Origin of the sequence: Limnohabitans sp. T6-5, from assembly GCF_003063315.1 — a bacterium.
Taxonomy (GTDB): Bacteria; Pseudomonadota; Gammaproteobacteria; order Burkholderiales; family Burkholderiaceae_C; genus Limnohabitans_A.
This window is the reverse complement of record NZ_NERV01000001.1, coordinates 1,000,883-1,025,403: the sequence shown is the minus strand read 5'-3', so window position 1 is coordinate 1,025,403 and position 24,521 is coordinate 1,000,883. Positions and strand designations below refer to the sequence as shown.

Here is a 24,521-nt window from a genome sequence, read left to right as displayed (position 1 = left end):
TCCTCAGGGGTCAATCACTGCCCAGCCCGATGGGGTTGGGTTGGCGTTTTTCGACGGCATGGCGCAGCAGCGATGCGGTGCGGAAAATGCCGTGGGCGAATTTGTTGTACGGCAAGGTGGTGAACAAGGCCATCACCGCACCCAGGTGCACGGCCAGCCAGGTGGGCATGGATGCGTGACCGCGTGCCAGCCAAAGGCCCAGCCCGCTCACGCTGATCAGGAACAGCAGCGCGATGAAGCCCAGGTCCATGGGTTTTTGCGCGGCGTCGCCTTGCTCGGGGTGGCGCTGCAGCTTGAGCTTGAACAGGCCCGCTGTGCCCAAAGTCAAACTGACGCCACCCACCACGCCCAGCAGTTTGGGCAAGCTGGGCAGGTCATAAGGCGCGGGCAGGTTCAGCGCATAGTGGTAGAGCGTGGCCACGCTGGTGGCTGCAAAGCAGAGCAGGAAGCCGTAGAAGGTCAGGTGGTGGGCGCGTCGGCGAGCCTGCGAGAAAGCATCGTCTTCGTTGTTGCAGCCCTCGCCGTGACCGCCGTCCAGGTATTTCAGGCGCAGCACATCGTGTGTGGCTTCGGCTGCCGCGGGCGGGGTGAGCGCTGCACCGCTGGTGGCCGGGGTGATGTCTTGCCAGAAGCGGCGCACGCCCAGCGACAGGGCCAGCACTGCGAACAGGAACACCGGTGCGAACAGGCTCACCAGCAAGTTGTGCGGGAAGATGCTGTAAAAATTCTCGATGGGACCGGCCGATGCGCTCCGCTGCGCCAGCCACAGGAACAGCGCCAGACCGGCAGCCAGCGCCAAGCTCAGCGTCAAGCCATTGCGCTGGTACAGCTGGCCCAGCGGGGCGGGCCAGGCGTAATGTGCGTAGGTTTGGCCGCGAACCTGCGCCATGGCTTTGGGGATGTTGACAGCAAAGTCGTGGGGCGGGGCGTACTGGCAGGCGTGCAGGCAGGCGCCGCAGTTGTGGCACAGGTTGGCCATGAAATGGATGTCGGCTTGCCCGAACGAGAGGCGGCGTGTCATGGCCGGAAACACGGCGCAAAAGCCTTCGCAGTAGCGGCAGGCATTGCAAATTTGCAGCTGGCGCGCGGTTTCGCTCTCGGCTTCTGTGGGCACCCATTGGCCGTTGGCGAGGGCCTTGGCCTCTTGCGTGAGTTGTTGCAGCGAGCTCATGGTTGGGCTCCTGCCAATGCGGCTTGCGCCGCTTGCGTGCCCGCGATGCGGCCAAAGGCGGTGCCGATCGACATGCCCACCCCAGCGGTGTAGCCCTTGCCCAGCACATTGCCGGCCATCATCTCGCCCGCGACAAACAGGTTGTCGCTGGGCACGCCACCAAAGCGCACGGCGGCGGTGTCGTCGGTCTCCAGCCCCAGGTAGGTGAAGGTCACGCCGGGGCGCAACGCATAGGCGTAGAACGGCCCGGAGTCGATGGTGCGCGCCCAGTGGGTTTTGGCAGGCGTCACGCCATCGGTGTGGCAGTCGTCCAGTGTGGTGTGGTCAAAGGTGCCCGGGCGGCAAGCCGCGTTGTAGTCGTTCAGGGTTTGCATGAAGGTGTCCACATCGAGCCCGATTTTTTGGGCAAGCTCAGGCAGGGTGTTGGCTTTGACGTCGTCAAACACGGGTGGCATGAAGCGGCCAATGGCCTTGCTGTCGATGATCGAATAGGCGGTTTGGCCAGGTTGTTGGGCCACCAAGCGGCCCCAGATGGCGTAGCGCTTGGGCCAGAAGTCTTCGCCCTCGTCGTAGAAGCGGCGTGCCTCGGTGTTGACCACCACGCCCAGCGAGACGCAGTCGATGCGGGTGCAGATGCCGCCGTCATACAGCGGTGCGCGGGCGTCGATCGCCACCATGTGCGCCTGTGTGGCGTCGCCAATGGGGTCAGCGCCTTGCGCCAGCATGTGCTTGAGCAGCACGCCCTGGTTGAAGCGGGTGCCCCGGATCAAGAAGTTGTCAGCGGGCCATTCGCCGCGCTCGTTTTGGCCCCAGGCCTCGCGCAGCCATTCGCGGTTGGACTCGAAGCCCCCGGCGGCCAGCACGCAGCTTTTGGCGGTGATGCGCTCATCGCCCACCCAGGCGGCCACAAAGCGGCCGTTCTCGATCTCCAGCCGCTCCACAGGTGCCTCGTAACGGATCTGCACGCCGAGTTTTTCGGCGCTGCGGTAATAGGCGTTGACCAAGGCCTTGCCCCCGCCCATGAAGAAGGCGTTGGTGCGGGCCACGTGCAGCGCGCCCGACAGCGGCGGCTGAAAGTGCACGCCATGCTTGCGCATCCAGTCGCGGCAGGTGCTGGACGCGCGGATGGTCAGGCGCGCCAGTTTTTCGTTGGTGATGCCGCCGGTGACCTTGAGCAGGTCTTGCCAAAATTCTTCTTCGGGGTAGGCGTCCACCAGCACGTCTTGCGGGGCATCGTGCATGCAGCGCAGGTTGCGGGTGTGGCCCGAGTTGCCGCCGCGCCACTCGCGGGGGGCGGCTTCGAGCAGCATCACGCTGGCGCCAGCCTCTGCGGCCATCAGGGCCGCGCACAGGGCGGCGTTGCCGCCGCCAATCACCAGCACATCGGTGCCCATCGCTTGTCCTTGTTTGTCGCGTCAGCGCGCAGTGTCGGTGAAAGCAGGATTTTTGTGAAATGAAATATTTGGCTGATTTATTGCGATTGATGCATCAATCTTTTCGGCGACGCTTGCCGAAGTGGCGCAAACTCAATTGATAAAACCCCTCTGCTGCAGCCGACAGGCTGGCCTGCTTGCGGCGCAGCAAGGTCACGCGGCGCTTGACCACGGGGCCGGTCAAGGGGATCTTGACCACATTGGGGCGGTCACCGTTTTCAAACGTAGATGACGGCAGGACGGCGCAGCCCACGCCTGCGGCCACCAGGTTGATGGCGGTGGCGTGGTGCTGTACTTCGTAATGCCCACTCAGGCGGATGCCGCGCTGGGCCAGTTGGTAGTCCAGGAACATGCGGGTGGCCATGAAGCTGCTGACCACGATCAGGTCGATCCCTTGCAGGTCGGTCCAGCTCACTGTGGTGCGGGCCTGCAAGGTGTGCGGTGTAGGGCACAACAGAGTCAGCGGGTCTTCGAACAGCGCCACCTCCTCCAGCTCGGCGTGTTGCTCGCCGTTGATGGCGATGCCCAGTTCCGCTTGCCCGTCCAACACGGCAGCGCGCACATCGTGCGACGAGGCGTCGAGCAGCCGCAGCGTGTTGCCCGGACTTTGCTGCGCATAGGCGCGGATGAGTTCGGGCAACACGTGCGTAGTGAGCGAGGGCACGCAGGCCAGGGTGAAGTGCCCGCCGCCCAGCTGCGCCTTGTCGCGCACACGTGTCAGTGTGCGGGTGGCGTCCAGCACCAGGTGGCGTGCTTGCGGCAAAAAGTCGCGCCCGGTGGCGGTGAGTTCCACCTTGCGGGTGGTGCGATCCAGCAGCCGGGTGTCCAGCAGGCCCTCGAGTTTCTGGATGCGGCGGGTCAGCGCGGTTTGCGTCAGGTGCAGTTGCAGCGCTGCCTTGACGAAGCTGCCCAGCTCGGCCACGCAGACAAAAGCCTGGAGCCCGTCGAAGTCGATTTTCAAGGCGGGCTCCGGCGCGGTCTCAGGCGTGGGGGATGGCGGCAGAGATCACGCCGCCGCCCAGGCACACGTCACCGTCGTACAACACGGCGCTTTGGCCTGGCGTGACCGCCCATTGGGCTTCGGGAAACTGCAGACCAAAACCCGGTGAGGTGCTGCCGTCTGCGCCCGCGACCAGCAGGCAAGGCGCATCGGCCTGGCGGTAACGGGTTTTGGCAGCATAGGCGCCGGGCGCTGGCGGCTCACCCGCGCACCAGCTGGCGTCATCGGCCAGCAGGGCGGGCGACAGCAGCCAGGGGTGGTCGTGGCCTTGCACAACCCACAGGGTGTTTTTCTCGATGTCCTTGCGGGCCACAAACCAGGGCGTGTGCTCGCCCCCACCCTTTTGCGCACCTTTGGCCTTGATGCCGCCAATGCCCAAGCCCTGGCGCTGGCCCAGCGTGTAAAAGCTCAGGCCCACATGCTGGCCGATGGTGCGGCCCGTCGGGTCCTTGATGGGGCCGGGTTCCTTGCTGATGTAGCGGTTCAAAAACTCGCGAAAGGGCCGCTCGCCGATGAAGCAGATCCCCGTGGAGTCTTTCTTCTTGGCGTTGGGCAGACCGATTTCTTCGGCGATGCGGCGAACTTCGGTCTTGTGCAGCTCGCCCACCGGGAACAGGGTTTTGGCCAGTTGCGCCTGGTTCAGGCGGTGCAAAAAGTAGCTCTGGTCCTTGGACGGGTCCAGGCCTTTGAGCAGTTCGTGGCGGCCGGTTTGTTCATTGCGTCGCACCCGGCAGTAGTGGCCGGTGGCAATCTTTTCTGCCCCCAGGCGCATGGCGTGGTCCAGAAAAGATTTGAACTTGATCTCGGCGTTGCACAGGATGTCGGGATTGGGCGTGCGCCCGGCCTGGTATTCGCGCAGGAATTCGGCAAACACGCGGTCTTTGTAGTCGGCGGCGAAGTTGATGTGCTCGATTTCAATGCCCAGCACATCGGCCACGGCGGCGGCGTCGACAAAGTCGATGTTGGAAGAGCAATATTCGCTGTCATCGTCGTCTTCCCAGTTTTTCATGAAGATGCCAATGACCTCGTAACCCTGCTGCTTGAGCAGGTAGGCAGTGACGGCAGAATCGACGCCGCCGGACAAGCCGACGACCACGCGTGGAAGGTGAGACATGGCTCGATTATCCTGTGAGCGCTGAGTCCGAAAATTTATAATGCCGAATTCTTAAAAATTCATGCTCAAACACTGCACCTGGTGCCAACTCTTTCGAATATTCCTGAGTGATATTGCCCATGGCATGTTCCTCGTCACCCACAGTGGTCTGGCCATGGTGGGCTTGACGGTGGCTGCGTGCGTGCTGGCTCTGTGGGTAGAGCCGCAATGGCTGCAGGCGGCCGAAGTGGAGTTGTTCAATTGGCTGCGTGATCGGCAGGTGCTGGTGTCGTGGTTGCCCGAAAACACGGCCGAGCGCGCCACTGCCGTCAATATCCGCGATTTGCCGCCCAAGCAGGCGGCTGTGGCCCAGTGGCTGGCGCGCAAATACAAGGTGGCCCCCGAGCCCTTGGCCGCCTTGGTGGCAGAGGCTTATGCCGTGTCCAAAAAATCCAAATTGGAGCCGCACCTGATTTTGGCGGTCATGGCCATCGAGTCGAATTTCCATCCCTTTGTGCAAAGCCAGGCCGGTGCGCAAGGGCTGATGCAGGTGATGACCGGCATCCACGCCAAACGCTATGACGCTTATGGCGGCAGGCTGGCCGCTTTTGACCCCATCACCAATTTGCGCGTGGGGGTGGGGGTGCTGGTCGATGCCATCAAGCTCAAAGGCGGCTCGCTCGAAGAGGGGCTGAAGTTTTACCTGGGCGGCGACGCGGTTGTCGAAGACGGCGGTTACGTGGCCAAGGTCTTGGCCGAGCAGGCGCGCCTGGATCAGGTGGCCGCTGGCGTGAACGTGCCCATTCAGTGAGTCGATTCCAATGAGTTTTGTATCGCCAGAGTTTGCGCTGGCCTGTTTGCTGTTTTTCCCCCTGTACTGGGCTTTGGCCGATCACTGGCGCTGGCAGCGTGGACTGTTGATCGTGTCCGCCTATGCGCTGTACACAAGCTGGGTGCCGGTGTTTGCCGCCGTGCTGCTGGCTTACAGCACCGGGGTCTGGGCCTTGGGCCGCTGGATGCAGGTGGCCCGGTCGAGCCACAAGCCCCTGGCTTTGGGGCTGTGGCTGGCGGGCAGCTTTTTGGTGGTGCTCAAGTACTACGAATTTGTGCGGGAGTCGTTTCAGGCGCTGCTGGAGGGCACGGGGTTTCAGTCCTTGCTGCCGGTGCTGGATGTGGTGGCGCCGGTGGGGGTGTCGTTTTTCACCTTTCAGGCCATCACTTATCTGGTGTCGGTGGGGCGGCAGTCGCTGCCTGCGCGGTCCTGGGCCGATGTGCTGCTCTTCTTGAGCTTTTGGCCCACCTTGTTTGCCGGGCCGATTTTGCGGGCCGAACATTTCTTTGCCCAGGTGGATGCGGCGCAAGTCGGACGCCCGTTTGAAGGCTGGCGGGCGCTGTACCTGATCGCTTTGGGGCTGGTGCAAAAGGTGGTGCTGGCTTCGTGGCTGGCGGCCCAGGTGGTGGATCCTGTCTACAAGTTCCCCGAGCAATACAACAGTGCCTCGCTGGTGGCGGCCATGCTGGGCTACAGCTTGCAGATCTTTCTCGACTTTGCGGGCTATACCGCCATCGTGACGGGGCTGGCGTTGTTGATGGGTTACCGCTTGCCGGTCAATTTTCGGCAGCCCTATTTGGCGCGCAATCTCTCCGATTTCTGGACACGCTGGCATGTGTCTTTGTCGAGTTTCATTCGCGATTACATCTACATCCCTCTGGGCGGCAATCGCCGGGGTTGGGCGCGCACCCAGTGGAATGTGCTGGCGGGCATGTTCATCAGCGGTCTGTGGCATGGCGCGAACTGGACCTTTGTGGCCTGGGGTCTGATGCATGGCCTGGGGGTGGTCGTGTTGAATCTGGCCAGCCGCTGGGGCATGAAGCCCTGGCCACGCCTGGCGGCGCAGGCCATGACGTTCGGGTTTGTGACCCTGGCCTGGGTGTTTTTCAGGGCCGATACCGTGCCGCAGGCCCTGCAGATGCTGCAAGGTTTGGTGATCCTGCCCCATGAAACCGCCGGTCTGGGGCAGCCCGTGCCGTGGCCGCCCTTGCTGCTGATCCTGGGTCTGGTCTTGGGTTTGAGCCACTGGGCCCAAGCCCTGGAGGACTGGTGCACCGATGGCTTGCAGCGCATGGGCCGCGTGGCCGCGTGCGGGTGTTTGTCGGCGCTGCTGTGCGCTGTGTTGTACCTGGGCCCGGAAGGGGTGCCAGGCTTTATTTATTACCGGTTTTGAAATGTCTGATCGTTTGTCCGAGCGCCAGTTGAGCTGGATGCTGCCCGTGATGGGCCTGATCGTGTGTGTGTGTTGGCTGACTTCTTTGGAGCGCTATCTGGGCGGCCGTTACCACCTGAGCCTGGAGTCGGCCTTGCCCGAGGCGCTGGCCGATGGGGTGTTCGGGCCATCGCGTTGGCTGGATGCGCATGTGCGCCAGGGCGCCTCCAAACCGTTGTTCCGTCTGGCCTGGCCCACGGCCACAGGCTGGTCAGAGCCTGCGCAGGTGGCCCTGTTGGACAAATCGCCAAAGCCACCCGAATTGGGGCCGCTGCCAGCGCCTTTGCCGACCGGAGAATTTGTGCCCAGTTTGCAGCAGCAAAAATTGTTGCCCGGGCCGCAGCGCATCCTGTTTGCGGGCGATTCGATGATGCAGGGCGTGGCGCCGCTGGTGATGCGGGCCCTGTCTGCACAACACCCTGACTGGGAAATGCTCGATCTGAGCCGCCAGAGCACGGGCCTGACGGTGCGCAAGTATTTCGATTGGCCAGCGCGGATTCAGGAGGAGATGGATGCCCGAAACCTGACCCTGGTGGTGGTGTTTCTGGGCCCCAATGACCCGGCCGACATGTTGGTCGACGGCCAGCGGCATGGCTTTCCCTCACCCGGTTGGGCTTTGAACTACGCCTTGCGGGTTGACGAGATCCTGGCGGCGGCCGCACAGCGCCAGGTGCGGGTGATCTGGCTCGGCCTGCCTGCCATGCGCGAAGGCCGCATTCGCGACGGCGCCATGCTGCAAAACCGGATTTTTCATTCGCGGGCTCAAACCTGGGGCATGGACTACCTGGCCACCGAGCCCTTGATCGGCAAGCTGTCGGAGCCATTCCAGAAATTCGTCATCGACGAGGGCGGGCGTCCGCTCAACCTGCGCGCTGAAGACGGCATCCACATGACGCCCTCGGGCCTGAACCGCGTCAAGCGGCTGGTGGTCGAGCACATTGAGCAGGCGGTTCAGCCATGAAGCCTTGCCTGTTGGGTGGCGCTGCTGCACTGTCGCTGTGGCTCGGCTGCGCGGGTGTTGCGGGGGCTCAGGCTCAACCTCAACCTCAGCCGCGTTCGGCGCTGACCAGCCTGCGGGTCCAGACCTTGTCCGATGTGCCGGACTTGCAATGCAGCCCGGCGCGCGCCAAGCCCCGCGCAGACAAGCCGGTGGATACCGACCCGCCCGAGGTGCCAGACGACGAAGCGGTGGCGCGTCAGCTCCAGGATTTTCGCAGCAGCCCCGATGTGCCCGTGGCCTTGCCCAGCGGGGGCAGGCCTGCGGCAGCCCGGCTTTGGCGCCCGGCTCAGCCTGAGGGGCCCTTGCGGGTGGGCATTTGGGGCGACAGCCATCTGGCGGCCGGGTTTTTCACGGCGGAATTGGTGCGCCTGTCGCAATTGCCTGCCGATCAGGTGGCCAGCCGCTTTGTGCCGGCCAACATGAACCGCGCGGGCGTTCGATTGCCCTTGCGCAAAAGTTGCGTGAGTCCCCAGTGGCAGTATGAACCCGCCCATGTGCCCCATACAGTGCCTGACACCGGGCCGGGCCTGGTCAACCTGTTCAGCCAGCAAGAGGGGGCCTGGTTGGCCTGGGATTTGAGAAACGCCCAGGGTCAACCCGACAAGCGGCAAGTGCGCTGGCTGTACCAACAAACGAACAGCCCGATCACCGTGCTCATTCGGGTGGACGATGGCGCGGAGCAGCGCATTGACTTGCAAGGCCCTGAAGGCCCGGCGGTGCTGGAGCTGGTCGGTGATGCGCCTTTGTCGACGGTGCAGCTGCGCTTGGTACAAGGGGCTTTCAGGTGGCAGGGGCTGGAGTGGCCTTTGCCTGCCCAGACGCGCTTGCAGCTGGATGTGTTCGGTTTCCCCGGCGCCACGGTGGCAGGTTGGAAGCAGGTCAGGCCTGACGATCTGGCGGCCTGGTGGGGGCGTGCGCCTTATGACGTGGTCATTTTGGAGTTCGGCACCAACGAGGGCAATGTGCAGCCGTTTGACGCCCCGGCCTATGCGCAAATGCTGCAAGCTTCGGTGGCCGCCTGGCGCCAGCAGTTTCCGCAGGCCGCTTGTGTGCTGGTGGCGCCAGGTGACCGAGGGGTGCTGGTGCGGCGTTCCCAAAAACGGGCGCCAGCTGCCAGCCCGCACAAGGCGCATGCCGCTCGAACGGATACCCCGCCAGTGGGCGGCACCGACCTGTTACGTTTCACGCGGGTGCATGCCCACATTGGCCGCATCCAGCAGCAGGTGGCGGTGGCGCACGGCTGCCGTTACTGGAGCATGCTTGACGCCATGGGCGGCGCAGGCGGGGCCTACCGCTGGGCCAAGCAAACGCCAGCGCTCATGGCCCGTGACCTGATCCATTTCACGGTGCCAGGCTACCAGCGTTTGGCCCAGAGTTTTGCCCATGACCTGGGCTGGAACCCCGCCGTGTTTGCCCGCCCGGCCCCCGCATCCGCCGCAGACTGAGAGCCTGGCCTTCAGGCCTGACAGGGGCAGATTCGGCCTTGGGTGCCCCATGTCCGGGCTGAAGCCGCTGACCTACAAATACCTCCCCGTAGGTCGGTAGCTTCAGCTCCGACGTTGGTGGTTTTGGCGCAGGCTTCATGTCGGGGCTGAAGCCGCCGACCTACAGGAGCGGTCTTGTCTGGGGGTGGGGCGTGACCGAATCAGCACCAGCTAGGTGCAGGCCCCAAGCCTACAAGCGACTGAAAAACACGGCGCTCATCACCAGGCCTGTGCTGATCACCAGCCAGCGAACCCAGCGCACGGGCAAGCGTTTGGCCAAGCGGGCGCCCAGCCAGCCACCGGCGGTGGCCAGGGTCATCATCCAGAGGGCTTGCGGCCAGACGATGGCGCCCGCAGCCGCAAAGGCCGCCACGGACAGCAGGGACAGCACAAAGGAGTTGAGGTTTTTGAGTGCGTTGACCGTGTTCAGGCGCGGCTCACCGGTCAGGGTGTAAAGCGCCATCAACAAGATGCCCAGTCCGCCGTTGAAGTAGCCACCGTAAATGGCCACGGCCAGCAAGCCAGGCAGACGCCAGGTCGGGTGACCCAGTCCGCTGCCCCGCCTGGCGATCCACGGCCCCGCAGCAAACAGCAAGGTGGCCAAAAGCAGCAACCAAGGCACCAGCCCTGAAAACAGGCGTGCCGGGGTCACCAGCAGCAAGCCTGCGCCGATCAGACCGCCTATGGCGGCCACACTCACTTCGCGGCGCAGTGTGTGGGTGGGCAGGGCCTGGATTTCTGCTTTGAAGCCCCAGCTGCTGCCCAGGTAGCCGGGGCTGACGGCCATGGCGCTCGTGGCGTTGGCCGCCAAAGGAGGGACGCCCGCAAACACCAGGGCAGGAAAAGTCAGGAAACTTCCGCCGCCCGCTATCGCATTGAGCACCCCGGCGCCCAATGCGGCGGCGCCGGTGACCAGCCACACCGCGTCCAAGGGCAGACCACCATTCATGGGGTCAGGGGCGGCAATGTGGCCACCGCCTCATCGGTGTAAATCAGGTCCAGCGGATAGCGTTGACCGGCCAGGTGGTCTTCAATGCAGCGCAAAACCAGCGGACTGCGGTGGCGCGCCGCGCTGTCCCGGATTTCTTCGGGGGTCATCCAAATTGTGCGCACGATGCCGGTGTCCAGGCCGCGGTCTGCTTGCAGATCGCCAATGTCGCCACAAAAGGCCATGCGCAAATAGGTGATGTCTTCGCCGCTGGCCGGTCGCTGAAAGCGCGACAGGTAGACCCCCACCAGGGCCGTGGGGGTGAAGGGATGGGCGGTTTCTTCCAGGGCTTCGCGGGCACAGCCTTCGGCAGGCGATTCGCCCGGGTCCAGGTGTCCCGCAGGGTTGTTCAGGCGCAAGCCTTCTTGGGTGTGTTCTTCAATCAGCAAATAGCGACCATCTTTTTCAATGATGGCGGCCACGGTGACGTTGGGTTTCCAGCGAGTGTCCATAGGGGTGATTATCTGTTGCGGCTTATCAGGGTATGCCCGGTGTCTGACTGAGTTGGGTGTTGTGGCTTTCGGTTTATATTGGGCAGTTGACTTGCGCCTCACAAAAGCAGGCCCACCGATTTCATCATTTTCAGGAGAACAACCATGCGCATAGGCGTGCCGAGAGAGATTTTCCCCGGCGAAAAACGGGTGGCCACTGTGCCCGATGTGGTGACCAAACTGGTCAAACTCGGCTTTGAGGTGGACGTGGAGCAAGGCGCGGGTGCGCTCGCCGACCTGTCGGACGAGTCCTACGTCGAAGCCGGTGCCGCCATCGCGCCGAGTGCCGCTGCGCTGTGGAGCGGCAGCGACATTGTCTTCAAAGTACGCGCCCCCACCCCTGACGAGGTCGCGCTGATGCACGAAGGCCAGACGCTGATCGGCTTCTTGTGGCCTGCGCAAAACCCCGATTTGATGCAGCAGTTGGCGGCCAAAAAGGTCACCGCGCTGTCGATTGACGCACTGCCCCGCACATTGAGCCGCGCCCAAAAAATGGACGCCTTGACCTCCATGGCCGGCGTGAGCGGTTACCGCGCCGTGGTCGAGTCGGCCAATGCCTTTGGCCGTTTCTTCAACGGCCAGATCACGGCCGCAGGCAAAGTGCCCCCTGCCAAGGTGTTCATTGCCGGTGCCGGTGTGGCCGGATTGGCCGCCATTGGCGCAGCCGCCAGTCTGGGCGCCATCGTGCGCGCCAACGACACCCGCGCTGAAGTGGCCGACCAGGTCGTGTCGCTCGGCGGTGAGTTCGTCAAAGTCGATTACGAAGAAGAAGGCTCGGGCGGCGGCGGTTACGCCAAGGTCATGAGTGAAGGCTTTCAGGCCGCTCAGCGCGAGATGTACGCGCAGCAGGCCAAAGAGTGCGACATCATCATCACCACCGCGCTGATCCCCGGCAAGCCCGCGCCCAAGTTGATCACCGCCGCGATGGTGCAAAGCATGAAGCCCGGCAGCGTGATCGTGGACATGGCTGCTGAGCAAGGCGGCAACTGCGAACTGACCGAGCCCGGCCAAGCCGTGGTCAAGCACGGCGTGACCATCGTCGGTTACACCGATCTGGCTTCGCGCATGGCGCGCCAGTCGTCCACGCTGTACGGCACCAACTTGTTCCGCCTGACCGAAGAGCTGTGCAAGACCAAAGACGGCGTGATCAACGTCAACATGCAAGACGACGCCATCCGGGGCCTGACGGTCATCAAGGACGGCGAAATCACTTGGCCTGCGCCGCCATTGGTCGTCGCCCCCAAACCCGCGCCCAAGCCCACAACGGCTGTGGCCGAAAAGAAAAGCGGTCACGGCCACGGCAGCAGCGGCCCGATGCCCGTCAAAACACTGGCCATGGTGTTTGGCCTGGGTGCACTGGTCTTCTGGGCCATGGGTGCTTATGCCCCGGCGGCTTTCCTGGGCCACTTCACCGTGTTTGTGCTGGCTTGCTTCATTGGTTACATGGTGGTGTGGAACGTGACACCTGCGCTGCACACGCCGCTCATGAGCGTGACCAACGCGATCTCCAGCATCATCGTCATCGGTGCGCTGGTGCAGATCCTGCCGCCCGAAGCGGGCACCAATGGCCGGGCCGATCAGCTCATCCAGTGGCTGGCCTTTGCCGGCATTGTGCTCACGGCCATCAACATGTTTGGTGGCTTTGCCGTGACCCGTCGCATGCTCGACATGTTCCGAAAATAATTTCTTTGGGGACAGATCTTCAGCTCTGTCCCCAACTGATCAAGTGAAAGAAAAGAGACGTTCATGACTTCCAGCCTGGCCACGGTCGCCTACATCGGCGCAGCCATTCTCTTCATCCTCAGCCTGGGTGGCTTGTCCAACCCGGAAACCTCGCGTCGCGGCAACCTTTACGGCGTTGTCGGCATGGCGCTCGCAGTGCTCGCCACCATCGTGGGTCCGCGTGTGGCCCCAGCGGGCATCGCCTGGATCATTGGCGCATTGCTCATTGGCGGCAGCGTTGGTCTTTATGCCGCCAAAACCGTCAAGATGACCCAGATGCCCGAGTTGGTCGCGCTCATGCACAGCCTGGTCGGCCTGGCCGCTTGTCTGGTGGGCTTTGCCAGCTATGTGGACACCTCGATCCAGTTCACCGGGGCTGAAAAAGCCATCCACGAAGTGGAGATTTATGTCGGCATCTTGATCGGTGCGGTCACTTTCTCGGGCTCGCTGATCGCTTTTGGCAAGCTCAACGGCAAGATCGGTGGCAAGCCGCTCTTGCTGCCTGCGCGCCACTGGCTCAACTTGGCGGGCCTTTTGGTCGTGATCTGGTTTGGCCGCGAGTTCGTGAATGCGCACGATGTGCAAAGCGGCATGACGCCCCTGATCGTGATGACCGCCATCGCCTTGCTGTTCGGCATCCACATGGTCATGGCCATTGGCGGCGCCGACATGCCGGTGGTGGTGTCCATGCTCAACAGCTATTCCGGCTGGGCCGCAGCGGCCACCGGCTTCATGCTGAGCAACGACTTGCTGATCGTGACTGGCGCGCTGGTGGGCTCGTCCGGTGCCATCCTGTCCTACATCATGTGCAACGCGATGAACCGCAATTTCATCAGCGTGATTGCGGGCGGCTTTGGGGGGGGTGCGGGCAAACCTGCACCCAAGGCCGATGACGCGCCTGCCGAGCCGCAAGGCGAAGTGGTGCCCGTCAGCGCGGCCGAAACTGCCGAACTGCTGCGCGATGCCAAGAGCGTGATCATCGTGCCTGGCTATGGCATGGCGGTGGCGCAAGCGCAGCACACGGTGAATGAAATCACCAAACACCTGCGTGAAAAAGGTGTCAATGTGCGCTTTGGCATCCACCCGGTGGCCGGTCGCATGCCCGGCCACATGAATGTGTTGCTGGCTGAGGCCAAGGTGCCTTACGACATCGTGCTGGAGATGGACGAAATCAACGACGACTTCCCGGACACCGATGTGGCCATGGTGATCGGCGCCAACGACATCGTGAACCCGGCGGCGCAAGACGACCCCACCAGCCCGATCGCCGGCATGCCGGTGCTGGAAGTCTGGAAGGCCCGCACCAGCATCGTGATGAAGCGCTCCATGGCCAGCGGCTATGCGGGTGTGGACAACCCCCTGTTCTACAAAGAGAACAACCGCATGCTGTTTGGCGATGCCAAGAAGATGCTGGATGAGGTGTTGGTGGCCTTGAAGGCGTAAACCTCGGGAAACCCTGCATCTTTATAAGTCAGTTTGTAGTCAGTTGTGCGGTAGACTGGCTTGCATGGAGAACGACGCAATGACCCCCGACCGTGTTTGGCTCAGCAGCTACCCTGAAGGCGTTCCTGCTGACATCGATCCTGGCCAATACAGCTCATTGGTCGGCTTGATGGAAGAGAGTTTTGCCCATTACGCCGACCGCACGGCATACAGTTTTATGGGCAAGGACATCAGCTATCGCCGCACCGACGAAGAGAGCCAGGCGCTTGCCGCTTATCTGCAGTCCTTGGGTTTGGCCAAGGGGGACCGGGTGGCCATCATGATGCCCAACGTGCCTCAATACCCGGTCACGGTGGCGGCTATCTTGCGAGCTGGTTATGTGGTGGTCAATGTCAACCCGCTGTACACCGCACGCGAGCTTGAGCACCAACTCAAGGACTCTGGGGCTCGGGCCATTGTGATCATCGAAAACTTCGCTGCCACGTTGGAAAAATGCATTGCCCAGACCCCTGTTCAGCATGTGGTGCTGGCCACCATGGGTGACCGGCTGGGTTTGCTCAAGGGCATGGTTGTCAATCATGTGGTGCGCAAGGTCAAGAAGCTGGTGCCCGCCTTTAACTTGCCAGAAGCAGTGACTTTCAATGCGGCATTGTCCCGGGGGCGCAAACTGCCTTGGCGAAAACCCCAAATTGGACCGGAAGATATTGCCGTTTTGCAGTACACCGGTGGCACCACCGGGGTGTCCAAAGGCGCTGTGCTGCTGCACCGCAATGTGATTGCCAACGTCTTGCAGTCTGAGGCCTGGAACGACCCGGTCATGAAGCGCGTACCGGCTAACGAACAACCCGCCTCGGTGTGTGCTTTGCCGCTGTACCACATCTTCGCGTTCACGGTGAACATGATGCTGTCCATGCGCACCGGAGGCAAGACTATCCTGATCCCCAATCCCCGTGACTTGTCTGCGGTGCTCAAGGAGCTGTCCAAGCACACTTTTCACAGTTTTCCGGCCGTCAATACATTGTTCAATGGCTTGGTCAATCATCCCGACTTCAACACCGTCAATTGGTCCAACCTCAAGGTGTCGGTCGGTGGCGGCATGGCCGTGACCCCCAGCGTGGCCAAGCTGTGGCTGGAAAAGACCGGATGTCCTATTTGTGAGGGTTACGGCCTGTCCGAGACCAGCCCTTCGGCCAGCTGCAACCCGACCACCAGTCCGGAATTCACCGGCACGATTGGCGTGCCGATTCCAAGCACATGGATGAAGCTGCTCGACGATGATGGCCACGAGGTGACCACGCCCGGCCAGCACGGCGAGATCGCCATCAAGGGCCCTCAGGTGATGGCAGGCTATTGGCAGCGCCCCGACGAAACCGCCAAGGTCATGACGGCCGATGGCTATTTCAAGTCCGGTGACGTCGGTATCGTCGACGAGCGCGGCTTCTTCAAGATCGTGGACCGCAAGAAGGACATGATCCTGGTCAGTGGCTTCAACGTCTACCCCAACGAGGTCGAAGAAGTGGCCTCGGCCTGCCCCGGTGTGCTCGAGTGCGCCGCCATCGGGGTGCCCGATGAAAAAACCGGCGAAGCCGTCAAGCTGGTGGTGGTGCGCAAAGACCCGGCGCTGACTGCCGAGCAGATCCAGGCCTACTGCCGTGAGAACATGACGGCCTACAAGCAGCCGCGCGTGGTGGAGTTCCGCGACGAACTGCCCAAGACGCCTGTGGGCAAAATCCTGCGGCGCGAGTTGCGCAACCCAAGCTGAGGTGTTTCCCCGCGTGAGGTATTGGGCGGCCCCTTGGGGGCCGCTTTCTTTTGGAGACATGACATGACCCCCATCGGCATCATGAGTGCCATGCACGAAGAACTCGCGGCCGTCTTGCAGGTCTTGCCCGACGAGCAGCGCGTGCAGGTGGCAGGCCGCGATTTTTGGCAAGGCCATTGGCATGGCCGTCCGGTGGTGGCAGTCCTCTCCCGCATCGGCAAGGTGGCGGCTGCCACCACGGCCACGGCCTTGATTGAGCGCTTTGGCGTGGGCCAGATCGTCTTCACCGGAGTGGCGGGCGGTCTGGGGTCGGGCGTGAAGGTGGGCGATGTGGTGCTGGCCCATGGCTTTGTGCAGCACGACATGGACGCCTCGCCCTTGTTTCCCAAGCATGAAGTGCCTTTGTATGGCCGCAGCCGTTTTGAGACGGATACCGATTTGTCTGCGCAGTTGCTGCCAGCTGTCCAAGCTGTGCTGGCGCAGGTGGCTGTCCATGTGGGCCCCGAGGCGATGAGCGAGTTTGCCCTGCAGTCAGTCCGTGTGCATGAGGGCTTGATCGCCAGCGGCGACCGCTTTGTCTCCACCACCGCCGAGTGCCGCAGCCTGCAGCAATCGCTGCCCGAGGCATTGGCGGTCGAGATGGAGGGCGCGGCGGTGGCTCAGGTCTGTGCAGATTACGGCGTGCCGTTTGCCGCGCTGCGCACGATTTCAGACCGAGCCGACGACGATGCCCATGCCGACTTCAGCCGCTTCATTCGTGCCGTCGCCAGCCGTTACAGTGTGGCCATGTTGTCAGAGTGGTTGACGTCCAGTAAGCCTGTCTGATGCGGCCCGGCCATACCGGGCTCCTCAGACGCAAGCTCAACATCGTCACCCGCTACGGCCGAGCCGCATCAGACAGGCTGGGACCCTGTACAGCCCAAGCCCGACAGATACACCCCAAGTTGGAAACTTACTTCAACCAGCCACGCCGACGGAAGTACCACATGGGCACCACGGCGCTGGCGGCCATCAGGGCGATGGCCATGGGGTAGCCCCAGGACTGGTTCAGCTCGGGCATGTACTGGAAGTTCATGCCGTAGATGCTGGCGATCAGCGTGGGCGGCAGCAAGGCGACGCTGGCCACAGAGAAGATCTTGATGATCTTGTTCTGGTTGATGTTGATGAAACCAACCGTCGCGTCCATCAAGAAGTTGATTTTGTCGAACAAAAAGGCCGTGTGCGAGTCCAGCGAGTCGATGTCGCGCAGGATCTGGCGGGCTTCTTCAAACTGCTCGGCGTTGAGCATCTTGGAGCGCATCATGAAGCTCACGGCGCGGCGTGTGTCCATCACATTGCGGCGGATGCGCCCGTTCAAGTCTTCCTGGCGGGCAATCGCGCCCAGCACCTCTCCCGCCAAGGCGTCGGTCACATCGCCCGACAACACCTGCTTGCCTGCTTTTTCGAGTTGGTCGTAAATGCCTTCGAGCGTGTCGGCCGAGTACTCGGCGTCAGCGTCAAACAGCTTGAGCAGCACTTCCTTGGCGTCTTCGATCAGGCCCGGTGCGCGGCGTGCCCGCATGCGCAAAAGGCGAAAGACCGGCACGTCTTCGTCGTGGATCGAAAACAGCACGCCCAAGCTTTTCAGGTCGGCGTTGTGCTGATTCAGAATGAACGCGCAGCGTACCGTGCGGGGCTCGTCCTCGTCTGCGATCAAGAAGTCCGAACGGATGTGCAGCTCGCCGTTGTCTTCCTCGTAGAAACGGGCCGATTCTTCGATGTCCTCGTCCATTGCATCTTCGGGGATGGACAGGCCGAAGTACTGTTTTATCCAGCGTTTTTCTTCCAGCGTGGGCGATTCGAGGTCGACCCAGATGGGCTGAAAGCGTGACAACTCTTCCAGGGATTCGATTTCTTCCTGAAAAAGGCGACCGTTGACAAGGGTGAAGATGTTGAGCATGGCGAATCCGAAAAATGGCCAGGTGCCAAAAGTTCAAAGGGGCGGCGAAGGGGGAATGCAGCTTTCGAACGATGGGCGCAATGCTCAAGGCGTCCGAAAGCTACCGACTCGGGGTAGTTTCCACGGCAGATGTCTCCAGAAATGTTGGCGGATTATCGCACTGCGCCATGGCTCTGAATATGCTTTTTGCCATGAGAGTGTTAGATTCCCCCGCTTCGTCCCATTGATTCCCATGACTGCACCTTTGACCCCTCGGCGTGAACGCTGGCTCCTGCTGACTTTGGCGGGCATCCAGTTCACCCACATTCTCGACTTCATGATCATGATGCCCCTGGGGCCTCAGTTCACCCGACTTTTTGACATCAGCAATGCCGAATTCGGCTTGTTGGTCTCGGCTTACACCCTGTCAGCCGGGGTTTCGGGCCTGGTGGCCGCCACGTATGTGGATCAATTCAGCCGCAAGCGCTTGTTGCTCAGCATGTACGCCCTGTTTGGTCTGGCCACCCTGGCCTGTGGTCTGGCGCCCGGCTATGGCTGGTTGATGGTGGCCCGTGTGGCTGCGGGTTTGTTTGGCGGGGTCTTGTCGGCCTTGTCGCAAACCATCGTGGCCGATGTGATCCCGTTCGAGCGGCGTGGCCGTGCCATGGGCGTGGTAATGACCTCGTTTTCCGTGTCCACGGTGGCGGGCGTGCCTTTGGGCCTGTTTTTGGCGGCACACCTGAGCTGGCATGCGCCGTTTTTTGGCATAGCCGCCCTGGTAGGCGTGTTGTGTTTTGCCGCCTGGCAAACCTTGCCGCGTCTGGATGAACATTTGCACCATCCCCACCGCACCTCGGTTTGGCGCAGCATCGGGCAAGTCTTGGCAGATACCAACCACCTCAAAGCCTTTGGCCTGTCGGCTTTGATGATGTTTGCGGGCTTCACCGTCATTCCCTACATCACGATTTACCTGCAATCGAATTCGGGCATGCGATCCGATCAAGTGCCTTGGGTGTACCTGCTCGGTGGGGTTGCCACTTTGCTGTCATCGCGCTTTTTTGGGAGGCTGACCGACCGGGTGGGCAAAGTGGTGGTTTTCCGTCGCCTTGCCCTGGCGGTGGCGGTGCCCTTGATGGCCACCACCTTGTCTCAGGGCCTGCCTTTGGCGGGTTTGCTGGCCATTTCCACGCTGTTCTTCACCTTGATGAGTGGCCGCATGATTCCTGGCATGGCGCTGGTCTCTTCTGCGGTAGAGCCCAGGCTTCGTGGCACCTTCATGACGCTCAATTCGGCCGTTCAGTCGGGTGCCATGGGTTTGGCGGCCATTGTGTCCGGACTGATCATTGGCCGTGATGGGCTGGGCCAATTGACACATTACTGGGTCGCGGGTCTTTTGGGGGTGGTTGCCAGCTTGGCGTCGGTCTGGCTGGCTGGGCGTATTCGGTTGCACGAGTCCAGCACGCCTGTCAGGGCATAAAGCCGAGGACGCCTCAGATGGCGTTAGGGTATATATCGTTTAAACCCGCACGATAGCACTGAAATGCCCGCTTGTGGGCAAAGGGGGACTGCTTTAGGAGGGTACTTGTGGATACGTTGCTTTTCATAAGGGGTCGGGCGCATAGTGGGGCTGAACCACCTGCACAAGGTGGTTTCAGAGCCCGGCTTCGGTGGGGCTTTTTCAACCTTGGTTCTATGGAGGCTACGACTATGAATTTAACCATCAGCGGACACCATCTTGAAGTGACCCCTGCCTTGCGTCAGTACGTCACGGGGAAACTCGATCGAATCACACGGCATTTCGATCAGGTGGTCGATGTGAAAGTGCTGCTGACCGTCGAGAAGCAGAAAGAAAAGGAAAAGCGCCAGCGTGCTGAGTGCAATATCCATGTCAAAGGCAGCGATCTTTTCGCTGAATGTGCGCATGAAGATTTGTACGCCGCAGTCGATGAATTGGTTGATAAACTGGACCGGCAAGTGGTCAAACACAAAGACCGCCTCACGGATCACCACCACATTGCCCCCAAGCGCATGATGTGATTCGTCGTTGAAAACCATGTCTTCAGGGCCGCCTAAAGCGGCCCTTTTCAATGGTGCGCCTGCCTCTGAAGCAGGCCGTGTTTTCTGGTTTTTTTGGGCAGGAGTTTGAACCTGACGCCAAGCGACTTCAACCAGGTCTGGTGCGACAGGTGCATAATCCGCCCTCGAACATGAACCGTCTCTCATCCATATTGCCTGTTGCCCAAGTTCTTGTAGGGGTGGAAGCCACCAGCAAGAAACGTGCATTCGAAGAAGCTGGACTTCTCTTTGAGAACCTGCACGGGCTCTCACGTGCACTTGTCACAGACAGCCTGTTTGCCCGTGAACGTTTGGGGTCGACCGGTCTGGGGCACGGCGTGGCCATCCCGCATGGTCGCATCAAGGGGCTCAAAGCGCCAATGGCTGCAGTTTTTCGACTGGCCCAGCCCATTGGCTTTGACGCACCGGACGAGCAACCTGTTAGCCTGCTGATTTTTTTGCTGGTGCCAGAAGCTGCCACCCAAAAGCACCTGGAAATCTTGTCTGAGATCGCCGAGTTGCTCAGTGACACGGCTTTGCGCGAAAACATCAAGAACAGCACGGTTCAGGAAAATCTGCACCAATTGATTGCCCAGTGGCAATCGGCCCAACCGGCCTGAACCCGTTCCCCATAGAGCTTGAGCCATGAAGCCCAGCGTTATCAGTGCTGATGTCCTTTTTGAGGACCACCGAAGCAAACTCAAATGGCAATGGGTGGCCGGTCTGGGCGCCTCCGAGCGCCGCTTTGACGAGGTCGCGGTGCGAGAAGCCCGCTCGGGTGCCGATCTGGTCGGGTACCTGAACTACATTCATCCCTACCGGGTGCAAATCCTGGGGCCACGAGAAGTGGCCTATCTGAGCAACTCAACGCCTGAAGACTGTGCCCGGCGCATTGCCCGCATCGTGACCCTGGAGCCGCCTGTGCTGGTCCTGGCCGATGGACAAGCCGCACCCGATGCGCTCTTGTCAATGTGCGAACGTGCCCAGATTCCGATGTTTGCCACAGACCAGTCCTCGGCCTTTGTGATCGATGTGCTGCGGGCCTATCTGTCCAAGCATTTTGCAGACCGCATGACCATGCATGGCGTGTTCATGGACATTTTGGGCATGGGGGTCTTGATCACCGGTGAGTCTGGCCTGGGCAAAAGCGAGCTGGGCCTGGAATTGATTTCTCGTGGCAACGGTCTGGTCGCCGATGATGCGGTGGACCTTTACCGCATCAACCAGACCACCATCGAGGCACGGTGCCCCGATCTGTTGCAAAACCTGCTGGAAGTGCGGGGCATCGGCTTGCTCGACATCCGGGCCATTTTTGGTGAGACGGCGGTGCGTCGCAAAATGCGCCTGAAGCTCATCGTGCACCTGGTGCGCCGTGAGACGCTGGAGCGGGACTATGAGCGCTTGCCTTCAGAGCCTTTGACGCAGGATGTACTGGGTATCCCTGTGCGTAAGGTGGTCATCCAGGTGGTGGCAGGGCGCAACATCGCTGTGTTGGTCGAGGCTGCAGTGCGCAACACCATCTTGCAGATGCGCGGGATCGACACTTACCAGGATTTCATCGACCGACAGCGCCGCGCCATGGAATGAGACTCAGCGGCCTTCAGCGCTGACGGTGAGGGCAAGGGTTTTGCATGCAATGCGCGTAAATGCTCAATGCATGTTCGGCGATCACGAAGCCCTTGGCCTGCGCTACCGCCTGTTGACGTGACTCGATTTCGGGGTCGTAGAACTCCTCCACCCGACCGCAGTCCAGACACACCATGTGGTCATGGTGCTGCCCTTCATTGAGCTCATAGACTGCTTTGCCGCTTTCGAAATGGTTGCGGTTCAAGATGCCAGCTTGCTCAAATTGCAGCAGCACTCGGTACACCGTGGCCAGGCCAATGTCGGTGTTGTCGTTGATCAGGTGACGAAAAACATCTTCGGCCGTCATATGACGCTGCACACCGCTTTGAAAAATCTCCAGGATTTTCAAACGGGGCAAGGTGGCTTTCAGGCCATTGTTTTTGAGTTCATCGATTTGGGTCATGGGCGCAGTGTTTGGGTGTTGCACATCAGGCTCGGGTGTGAAGCAGCCGCTACAATGCCTCGATCATATCGGCCCGCCTTCAACCATGACATCTTTCATGACATTTCGCTTTACTGGTGCCTTCCTCACTTCGCTCTTGCTGGGCGTCGGCCTGGCGGGCTGCAGCGGCTTGTCTTCTGGCATCAATCAAGACACCTTCAAACCCTACGTTGCCGAAGTGGTGCAGGGCAATTTTGTGTCCAAAGAGCAGCGCCAGGCACTGCGTCCGGGCATGTCTCGTGCTCAGGTCAAAGACATTCTGGGCACCCCTTTGGTGGCCAGTGTGTTCCATGCTGACCGCTGGGACTATGTCTTCAGCATCAAACGCCAGGGCGTACCCTCACAAAATTTCCGCGTAACCGTGTTTTTCAAAGGCGATGTGTTGGCGCAGATCGACAACGACGAATTGCCCAGTGAGTCGGAATTTGTGGGGCGTCTGGTGAGCAAGCGCCAGGTTGGCAAGGTGCCGAACTTGCAAGCCAGTGAAGAAGACTTGAAGAAGTTTCCCGCCTCCAAATCGGCCTCGGACACCACACGTCCAACTGGGGCTGCATTGCCTGCCAGCTACCCCCCTCTCGAGGCCACACCCCGGTGACCTGAAGGGCTGAGGGCTTTGGTGCCCCCAATTACCCGTTTCTTTGTATACATAAATGACCGCCATGACCGATTTGTCCATCACCGTTGCAGGGGCCTCTGGCCGCATGGGACACATGTTGATCGAAGCCATCATGGCTTCCGAAGATTGCCGCTTGACGGGGGCTTTGTGCCTCCAGACCAGTGCGTCTTTGGGCCAGGATGCGGCCGCTTATCTGGGCCAGGCCAGTGGCGTGCAAGTCGTGTCCGATCTGCATGCAGGCTTGAAGCCATCGGGCTTTCTGATCGACTTCACCCGCCCGGAAGGCACCTTGGCGCACCTGAAGGTCTGCCGCGAGCTGGGTGTCAAAGCCGTGATCGGCACCACCGGTTTTTCCGAAGCCCAAAAAGCCGAAATCGCTGACATCGCCCAAGACATCGCCATCGTCATGGCGCCCAACATGAGCGTGGGCGTGAACGTGACCCTGAAGCTCTTGCAAATGGCAGCTCAAGCCATGGCCACCGGCTACGACATCGAGATCATCGAAGCCCACCACCGCCACAAGGTGGATGCCCCTTCGGGCACCGCCCTCAAGATGGGGGAGGTGATTGCCGAGGCGATTGGCCGCGACTTTAAAGAATGCGCCGTGTATGAGCGTTATGGTCACACGGGCGAGCGCGACCCGTCCACCATCGGTTTTTCCACCATCCGTGGTGGCGACATTGTGGGCGACCACACGGTCTTGTTTGCCGGGATCGGCGAACGCATTGAGGTGACCCACAAATCATCCAGCCGTTCCACCTACGCGCAAGGCAGCCTGCGCGCCGTGCGCTACCTGGCAGGGCAACAGCGCGGCCTGTTCGACATGTTTGATGTGCTGAACCTGCGCTGAGTCGCCAATTTGCTGCCGCCATGAACCTGAATGACTTTTTGCTGCACAGCGATGGTGTGAGCCGATGGCTGGCCCTGTTGTTGCTCGCCTTGTCGGTGGGCAGCTGGGTGGTGATTTTGTGGAAATGGCGTCTGCTGGCACGCGTGTCGTTGGATGTGCGCCGCAGCGTGGCGGCTTTTTGGCAAGCGTCTTCCTGGGACGATGCCCAGCACAGGGTGGCGCAGTTTGACCGGGATGCTTGTGTGCTGCCCTTGCTGCTGGCCACGTCTGCGCCTTCTGGGGGTACGCTGGCTGCTGCGGGCGACCGCCACCAGCAATTGACCCGCAACTTGCGCGACGCCTTACAAAGCGTGGTGCGCCGTTTGCACTGGGGGCAGTTGTTGCTGGCCACGGCCGGTTCCACTTCGCCATTCATCGGCTTGCTGGGAACGGTCTGGGGCATTTTCAATGCCCTCACCGGCATGGCCGAAGGCGGCCCGCTGAGCATCGACAAGGTGGCAGGCCCTGTGGGGGAAGCCCTGATCATGACGGCCGCCGGTTTGGCCGTGGCCATTCCGGCCGTGCTGGGCTACAACATTCTGGGGCGCCAAGTGGGGCACATTGAGGCCGAACTCGAAGGCTTCGCGCACGATGTGCTGGGTCTGCGGGCAGGCCCCAAGGACTGAGACATGGCCTTTGGTCGTCTGGCCTCTGCCAAACCCGATGCGCCCATGAGCGACATCAACGTCACCCCCATGGTGGACGTGATGCTGGTGCTGCTGGTGATCTTCATCCTCACGGCCCCCCTCATGACCAGTGCCATTCGCCTGGATTTGCCCCAGGCCGAAGGCGCAGAAGCCGGGTCTTCGCCGCAAGCGGTGTCCCTAGTGGTGGATGCCCAGGGCGCCCTGTTCCTGAACGACAAAGCCATCAGCCCTGAGGCTTTGCGCCTGCGTCTGGCCGAAGTCGCTAAGCGCAACCCCAACACCGAGCTCGAGTTGCGCGCCGACCAGACCGTGCCCTATGGCCGGGTGGTCGAGGCCATGGGTCTGGCCCAGAAAGCCGGCCTCACGCGCATCGGTTTTGTGGCGCAAACCCCGGTCACTGGCACGCGCTGAGCGGCATGCCCTTCATCTGGGCATGGGCAGGGGGTCTGGTGATGCTGTGGCGCTGGCGTCTGACGA

The 24,521-nt window shown here is 61.5% G+C and carries 24 protein-coding genes; 16 read left to right on the top strand and 8 right to left on the bottom strand.

Annotated features, from left to right (window positions below):
- Positions 1-10: 10 nt before the first annotated feature.
- The 4 genes from tcuB to mnmA form a co-directional block, all read right to left on the bottom strand.
- Positions 11-1,171, bottom strand: coding sequence for a tricarballylate utilization 4Fe-4S protein TcuB (tcuB, locus tag B9Z51_RS04425; protein ID WP_108372106.1), 1,161 nt, complete (start codon positions 1,169-1,171; stop codon positions 11-13).
- Positions 1,168-2,565 carry an FAD-dependent tricarballylate dehydrogenase TcuA gene (tcuA, locus tag B9Z51_RS04420; protein WP_108372104.1) on the bottom strand — a complete coding sequence of 466 codons (1,398 nt, stop codon included), beginning with the start codon at positions 2,563-2,565 and terminating at the stop codon, positions 1,168-1,170. Before tcuA ends, tcuB begins: the two co-directional genes overlap by 4 nt.
- 94 nt (positions 2,566-2,659) lie before the next feature.
- The gene (locus B9Z51_RS04415) at positions 2,660-3,565 is read right to left on the bottom strand and encodes a LysR family transcriptional regulator (RefSeq protein ID WP_108372102.1); all 906 of its coding nucleotides are present in this window, start codon (positions 3,563-3,565) and stop codon (positions 2,660-2,662) included.
- Between the two features lie 19 nt (positions 3,566-3,584).
- Positions 3,585-4,718 (bottom strand): tRNA 2-thiouridine(34) synthase MnmA, encoded by a 1,134-nt coding sequence (gene mnmA / locus B9Z51_RS04410; RefSeq protein ID WP_108372100.1) that lies wholly within the window; start codon positions 4,716-4,718, stop codon positions 3,585-3,587.
- A 124-nt stretch (positions 4,719-4,842) separates the two neighbouring features.
- Here mnmA and B9Z51_RS04405 point away from each other — a divergent pair, with 124 nt between their 5' ends.
- The 4 genes from B9Z51_RS04405 to B9Z51_RS04390 are packed head-to-tail and all read left to right on the top strand — an operon-like array spanning position 4,843 to position 9,406.
- Positions 4,843-5,508, top strand: coding sequence for a transglycosylase SLT domain-containing protein (locus B9Z51_RS04405; protein WP_233254813.1), 666 nt, complete (start codon positions 4,843-4,845; stop codon positions 5,506-5,508).
- 10 nt (positions 5,509-5,518) lie between these two features.
- Positions 5,519-6,922: an MBOAT family protein gene (locus B9Z51_RS04400; RefSeq protein ID WP_108372096.1), complete on the top strand. Its 1,404-nt coding sequence runs from the start codon at positions 5,519-5,521 to the stop codon at positions 6,920-6,922.
- Position 6,923: 1 nt separating this feature from the next.
- Entirely contained in the window at positions 6,924-7,922 is a 999-nt protein-coding gene (locus tag B9Z51_RS04395) for a DUF459 domain-containing protein (protein WP_158272821.1), read from the top strand.
- Positions 7,919-9,406, top strand: coding sequence for a GDSL-type esterase/lipase family protein (locus tag B9Z51_RS04390; protein WP_108372093.1), 1,488 nt, complete (start codon positions 7,919-7,921; stop codon positions 9,404-9,406). The genes B9Z51_RS04395 and B9Z51_RS04390 overlap by 4 nt, the downstream gene beginning before the upstream one ends.
- Before the next feature lie 229 nt (positions 9,407-9,635).
- Here B9Z51_RS04390 and B9Z51_RS04385 read toward each other — a convergent pair whose 3' ends face one another.
- Together B9Z51_RS04385 and B9Z51_RS04380 are read right to left on the bottom strand one after the other, a co-directional pair.
- Entirely contained in the window at positions 9,636-10,394 is a 759-nt protein-coding gene (locus B9Z51_RS04385; protein WP_108372091.1) for a sulfite exporter TauE/SafE family protein, read from the bottom strand.
- Positions 10,391-10,885, bottom strand: coding sequence for an NUDIX hydrolase (locus B9Z51_RS04380; RefSeq protein ID WP_108372089.1), 495 nt, complete (start codon positions 10,883-10,885; stop codon positions 10,391-10,393). The genes B9Z51_RS04385 and B9Z51_RS04380 overlap by 4 nt, the downstream gene beginning before the upstream one ends.
- Positions 10,886-11,029: 144 nt before the next feature.
- On the opposite strand from B9Z51_RS04380, the gene B9Z51_RS04375 reads away from it, so the two are divergent.
- The 4 genes from B9Z51_RS04375 to B9Z51_RS04360 all read left to right on the top strand — a co-directional run bounded on the left by B9Z51_RS04375 (position 11,030) and on the right by B9Z51_RS04360 (position 16,676).
- On the top strand, positions 11,030-12,607 hold the full coding sequence (locus B9Z51_RS04375) for a Re/Si-specific NAD(P)(+) transhydrogenase subunit alpha (RefSeq protein ID WP_108372087.1): 1,578 nt from the start codon (positions 11,030-11,032) through the stop codon (positions 12,605-12,607).
- Positions 12,608-12,670: 63 nt separating this feature from the next.
- Entirely contained in the window at positions 12,671-14,089 is a 1,419-nt protein-coding gene (gene pntB / locus B9Z51_RS04370) for a Re/Si-specific NAD(P)(+) transhydrogenase subunit beta (protein WP_108372085.1), read from the top strand.
- A 79-nt stretch (positions 14,090-14,168) separates the two neighbouring features.
- The gene (locus B9Z51_RS04365) at positions 14,169-15,851 is read left to right on the top strand and encodes a long-chain-fatty-acid--CoA ligase (protein WP_108372730.1); all 1,683 of its coding nucleotides are present in this window, start codon (positions 14,169-14,171) and stop codon (positions 15,849-15,851) included.
- Between the two features lie 63 nt (positions 15,852-15,914).
- Positions 15,915-16,676, top strand: coding sequence for a 5'-methylthioadenosine/adenosylhomocysteine nucleosidase (locus B9Z51_RS04360; RefSeq protein ID WP_108372083.1), 762 nt, complete (start codon positions 15,915-15,917; stop codon positions 16,674-16,676).
- A 127-nt stretch (positions 16,677-16,803) separates the two neighbouring features.
- Here the strand turns inward: B9Z51_RS04360 and corA are convergent, their stop codons facing one another.
- Positions 16,804-17,790: a magnesium/cobalt transporter CorA gene (corA, locus tag B9Z51_RS04355; protein ID WP_108372081.1), complete on the bottom strand. Its 987-nt coding sequence runs from the start codon at positions 17,788-17,790 to the stop codon at positions 16,804-16,806.
- A gap of 232 nt (positions 17,791-18,022) precedes the next feature.
- Between corA and B9Z51_RS04350 the strand changes: the two genes are divergently transcribed.
- The 4 genes from B9Z51_RS04350 (at position 18,023) to hprK (ending at position 21,411) form a co-directional block, all read left to right on the top strand.
- The gene (locus B9Z51_RS04350) at positions 18,023-19,246 is read left to right on the top strand and encodes an MFS transporter (protein ID WP_108372079.1); all 1,224 of its coding nucleotides are present in this window, start codon (positions 18,023-18,025) and stop codon (positions 19,244-19,246) included.
- A 230-nt stretch (positions 19,247-19,476) separates the two neighbouring features.
- Positions 19,477-19,806 carry a ribosome hibernation-promoting factor, HPF/YfiA family gene (gene hpf / locus B9Z51_RS04345; RefSeq protein ID WP_108372077.1) on the top strand — a complete coding sequence of 110 codons (330 nt, stop codon included), beginning with the start codon at positions 19,477-19,479 and terminating at the stop codon, positions 19,804-19,806.
- A 170-nt stretch (positions 19,807-19,976) separates the two neighbouring features.
- Complete coding sequence (locus B9Z51_RS04340; protein ID WP_108372729.1) at positions 19,977-20,444, top strand: PTS sugar transporter subunit IIA; 468 nt, start codon at positions 19,977-19,979, stop codon at positions 20,442-20,444.
- Positions 20,445-20,469: 25 nt separating this feature from the next.
- Positions 20,470-21,411, top strand: coding sequence for an HPr(Ser) kinase/phosphatase (hprK, locus tag B9Z51_RS04335; protein WP_108372075.1), 942 nt, complete (start codon positions 20,470-20,472; stop codon positions 21,409-21,411).
- Positions 21,412-21,424: 13 nt separating this feature from the next.
- Here hprK and fur read toward each other — a convergent pair whose 3' ends face one another.
- Positions 21,425-21,853 carry a ferric iron uptake transcriptional regulator gene (fur, locus tag B9Z51_RS04330; RefSeq protein WP_108372074.1) on the bottom strand — a complete coding sequence of 143 codons (429 nt, stop codon included), beginning with the start codon at positions 21,851-21,853 and terminating at the stop codon, positions 21,425-21,427.
- A gap of 97 nt (positions 21,854-21,950) precedes the next feature.
- Here fur and B9Z51_RS04325 point away from each other — a divergent pair, with 97 nt between their 5' ends.
- Genes B9Z51_RS04325 through B9Z51_RS04310 form a run of 4 tightly spaced genes read left to right on the top strand, consistent with a single transcriptional unit; the run spans position 21,951 to position 24,455 of the window.
- A complete protein-coding gene (locus B9Z51_RS04325) occupies positions 21,951-22,487 on the top strand; it encodes an outer membrane protein assembly factor BamE (protein WP_233254812.1) in 537 nt (178 codons plus the stop codon).
- Between the two features lie 55 nt (positions 22,488-22,542).
- Entirely contained in the window at positions 22,543-23,358 is an 816-nt protein-coding gene (dapB, locus tag B9Z51_RS04320; protein WP_108372070.1) for a 4-hydroxy-tetrahydrodipicolinate reductase, read from the top strand.
- Positions 23,359-23,378: 20 nt separating this feature from the next.
- Entirely contained in the window at positions 23,379-24,023 is a 645-nt protein-coding gene (locus tag B9Z51_RS04315; protein WP_108372068.1) for a MotA/TolQ/ExbB proton channel family protein, read from the top strand.
- 3 nt (positions 24,024-24,026) lie between these two features.
- The gene (locus B9Z51_RS04310) at positions 24,027-24,455 is read left to right on the top strand and encodes a biopolymer transporter ExbD (RefSeq protein WP_108372066.1); all 429 of its coding nucleotides are present in this window, start codon (positions 24,027-24,029) and stop codon (positions 24,453-24,455) included.
- Positions 24,456-24,521 lie beyond the last annotated feature (66 nt).

Excerpts from the sequence above, each read along its gene's own strand:
- corA (WP_108372081.1), bottom strand. The coding sequence starts at position 17,790 with ATGCTCAACATCTTCACCCTTGTCAACGGTCGCCTTTTTCAGGAAGAA.
- mnmA (WP_108372100.1), bottom strand. The coding sequence starts at position 4,718 with ATGTCTCACCTTCCACGCGTGGTCGTCGGCTTGTCCGGCGGCGTCGAT.
- B9Z51_RS04390 (WP_108372093.1), top strand. The coding sequence starts at position 7,919 with ATGAAGCCTTGCCTGTTGGGTGGCGCTGCTGCACTGTCGCTGTGGCTC.
- B9Z51_RS04325 (WP_233254812.1), top strand. The coding sequence starts at position 21,951 with ATGACATTTCGCTTTACTGGTGCCTTCCTCACTTCGCTCTTGCTGGGC.
- dapB (WP_108372070.1), top strand. The coding sequence starts at position 22,543 with ATGACCGCCATGACCGATTTGTCCATCACCGTTGCAGGGGCCTCTGGC.
- B9Z51_RS04395 (WP_158272821.1), top strand. The coding sequence starts at position 6,924 with ATGTCTGATCGTTTGTCCGAGCGCCAGTTGAGCTGGATGCTGCCCGTG.
- tcuB (WP_108372106.1), bottom strand. The coding sequence starts at position 1,171 with ATGAGCTCGCTGCAACAACTCACGCAAGAGGCCAAGGCCCTCGCCAAC.
- B9Z51_RS04315 (WP_108372068.1), top strand. The coding sequence starts at position 23,379 with ATGAACCTGAATGACTTTTTGCTGCACAGCGATGGTGTGAGCCGATGG.
- B9Z51_RS04405 (WP_233254813.1), top strand. The coding sequence starts at position 4,843 with ATGTTCCTCGTCACCCACAGTGGTCTGGCCATGGTGGGCTTGACGGTG.
- B9Z51_RS04375 (WP_108372087.1), top strand. The coding sequence starts at position 11,030 with ATGCGCATAGGCGTGCCGAGAGAGATTTTCCCCGGCGAAAAACGGGTG.
- B9Z51_RS04340 (WP_108372729.1), top strand. The coding sequence starts at position 19,977 with ATGAACCGTCTCTCATCCATATTGCCTGTTGCCCAAGTTCTTGTAGGG.
- hprK (WP_108372075.1), top strand. The coding sequence starts at position 20,470 with ATGAAGCCCAGCGTTATCAGTGCTGATGTCCTTTTTGAGGACCACCGA.
- fur (WP_108372074.1), bottom strand. The coding sequence starts at position 21,853 with ATGACCCAAATCGATGAACTCAAAAACAATGGCCTGAAAGCCACCTTG.
- B9Z51_RS04310 (WP_108372066.1), top strand. The coding sequence starts at position 24,027 with ATGGCCTTTGGTCGTCTGGCCTCTGCCAAACCCGATGCGCCCATGAGC.
- B9Z51_RS04385 (WP_108372091.1), bottom strand. The coding sequence starts at position 10,394 with ATGAATGGTGGTCTGCCCTTGGACGCGGTGTGGCTGGTCACCGGCGCC.
- B9Z51_RS04380 (WP_108372089.1), bottom strand. The coding sequence starts at position 10,885 with ATGGACACTCGCTGGAAACCCAACGTCACCGTGGCCGCCATCATTGAA.
- B9Z51_RS04360 (WP_108372083.1), top strand. The coding sequence starts at position 15,915 with ATGACCCCCATCGGCATCATGAGTGCCATGCACGAAGAACTCGCGGCC.
- B9Z51_RS04400 (WP_108372096.1), top strand. The coding sequence starts at position 5,519 with ATGAGTTTTGTATCGCCAGAGTTTGCGCTGGCCTGTTTGCTGTTTTTC.
- hpf (WP_108372077.1), top strand. The coding sequence starts at position 19,477 with ATGAATTTAACCATCAGCGGACACCATCTTGAAGTGACCCCTGCCTTG.
- B9Z51_RS04350 (WP_108372079.1), top strand. The coding sequence starts at position 18,023 with ATGACTGCACCTTTGACCCCTCGGCGTGAACGCTGGCTCCTGCTGACT.
- B9Z51_RS04365 (WP_108372730.1), top strand. The coding sequence starts at position 14,169 with ATGACCCCCGACCGTGTTTGGCTCAGCAGCTACCCTGAAGGCGTTCCT.
- tcuA (WP_108372104.1), bottom strand. The coding sequence starts at position 2,565 with ATGGGCACCGATGTGCTGGTGATTGGCGGCGGCAACGCCGCCCTGTGC.
- pntB (WP_108372085.1), top strand. The coding sequence starts at position 12,671 with ATGACTTCCAGCCTGGCCACGGTCGCCTACATCGGCGCAGCCATTCTC.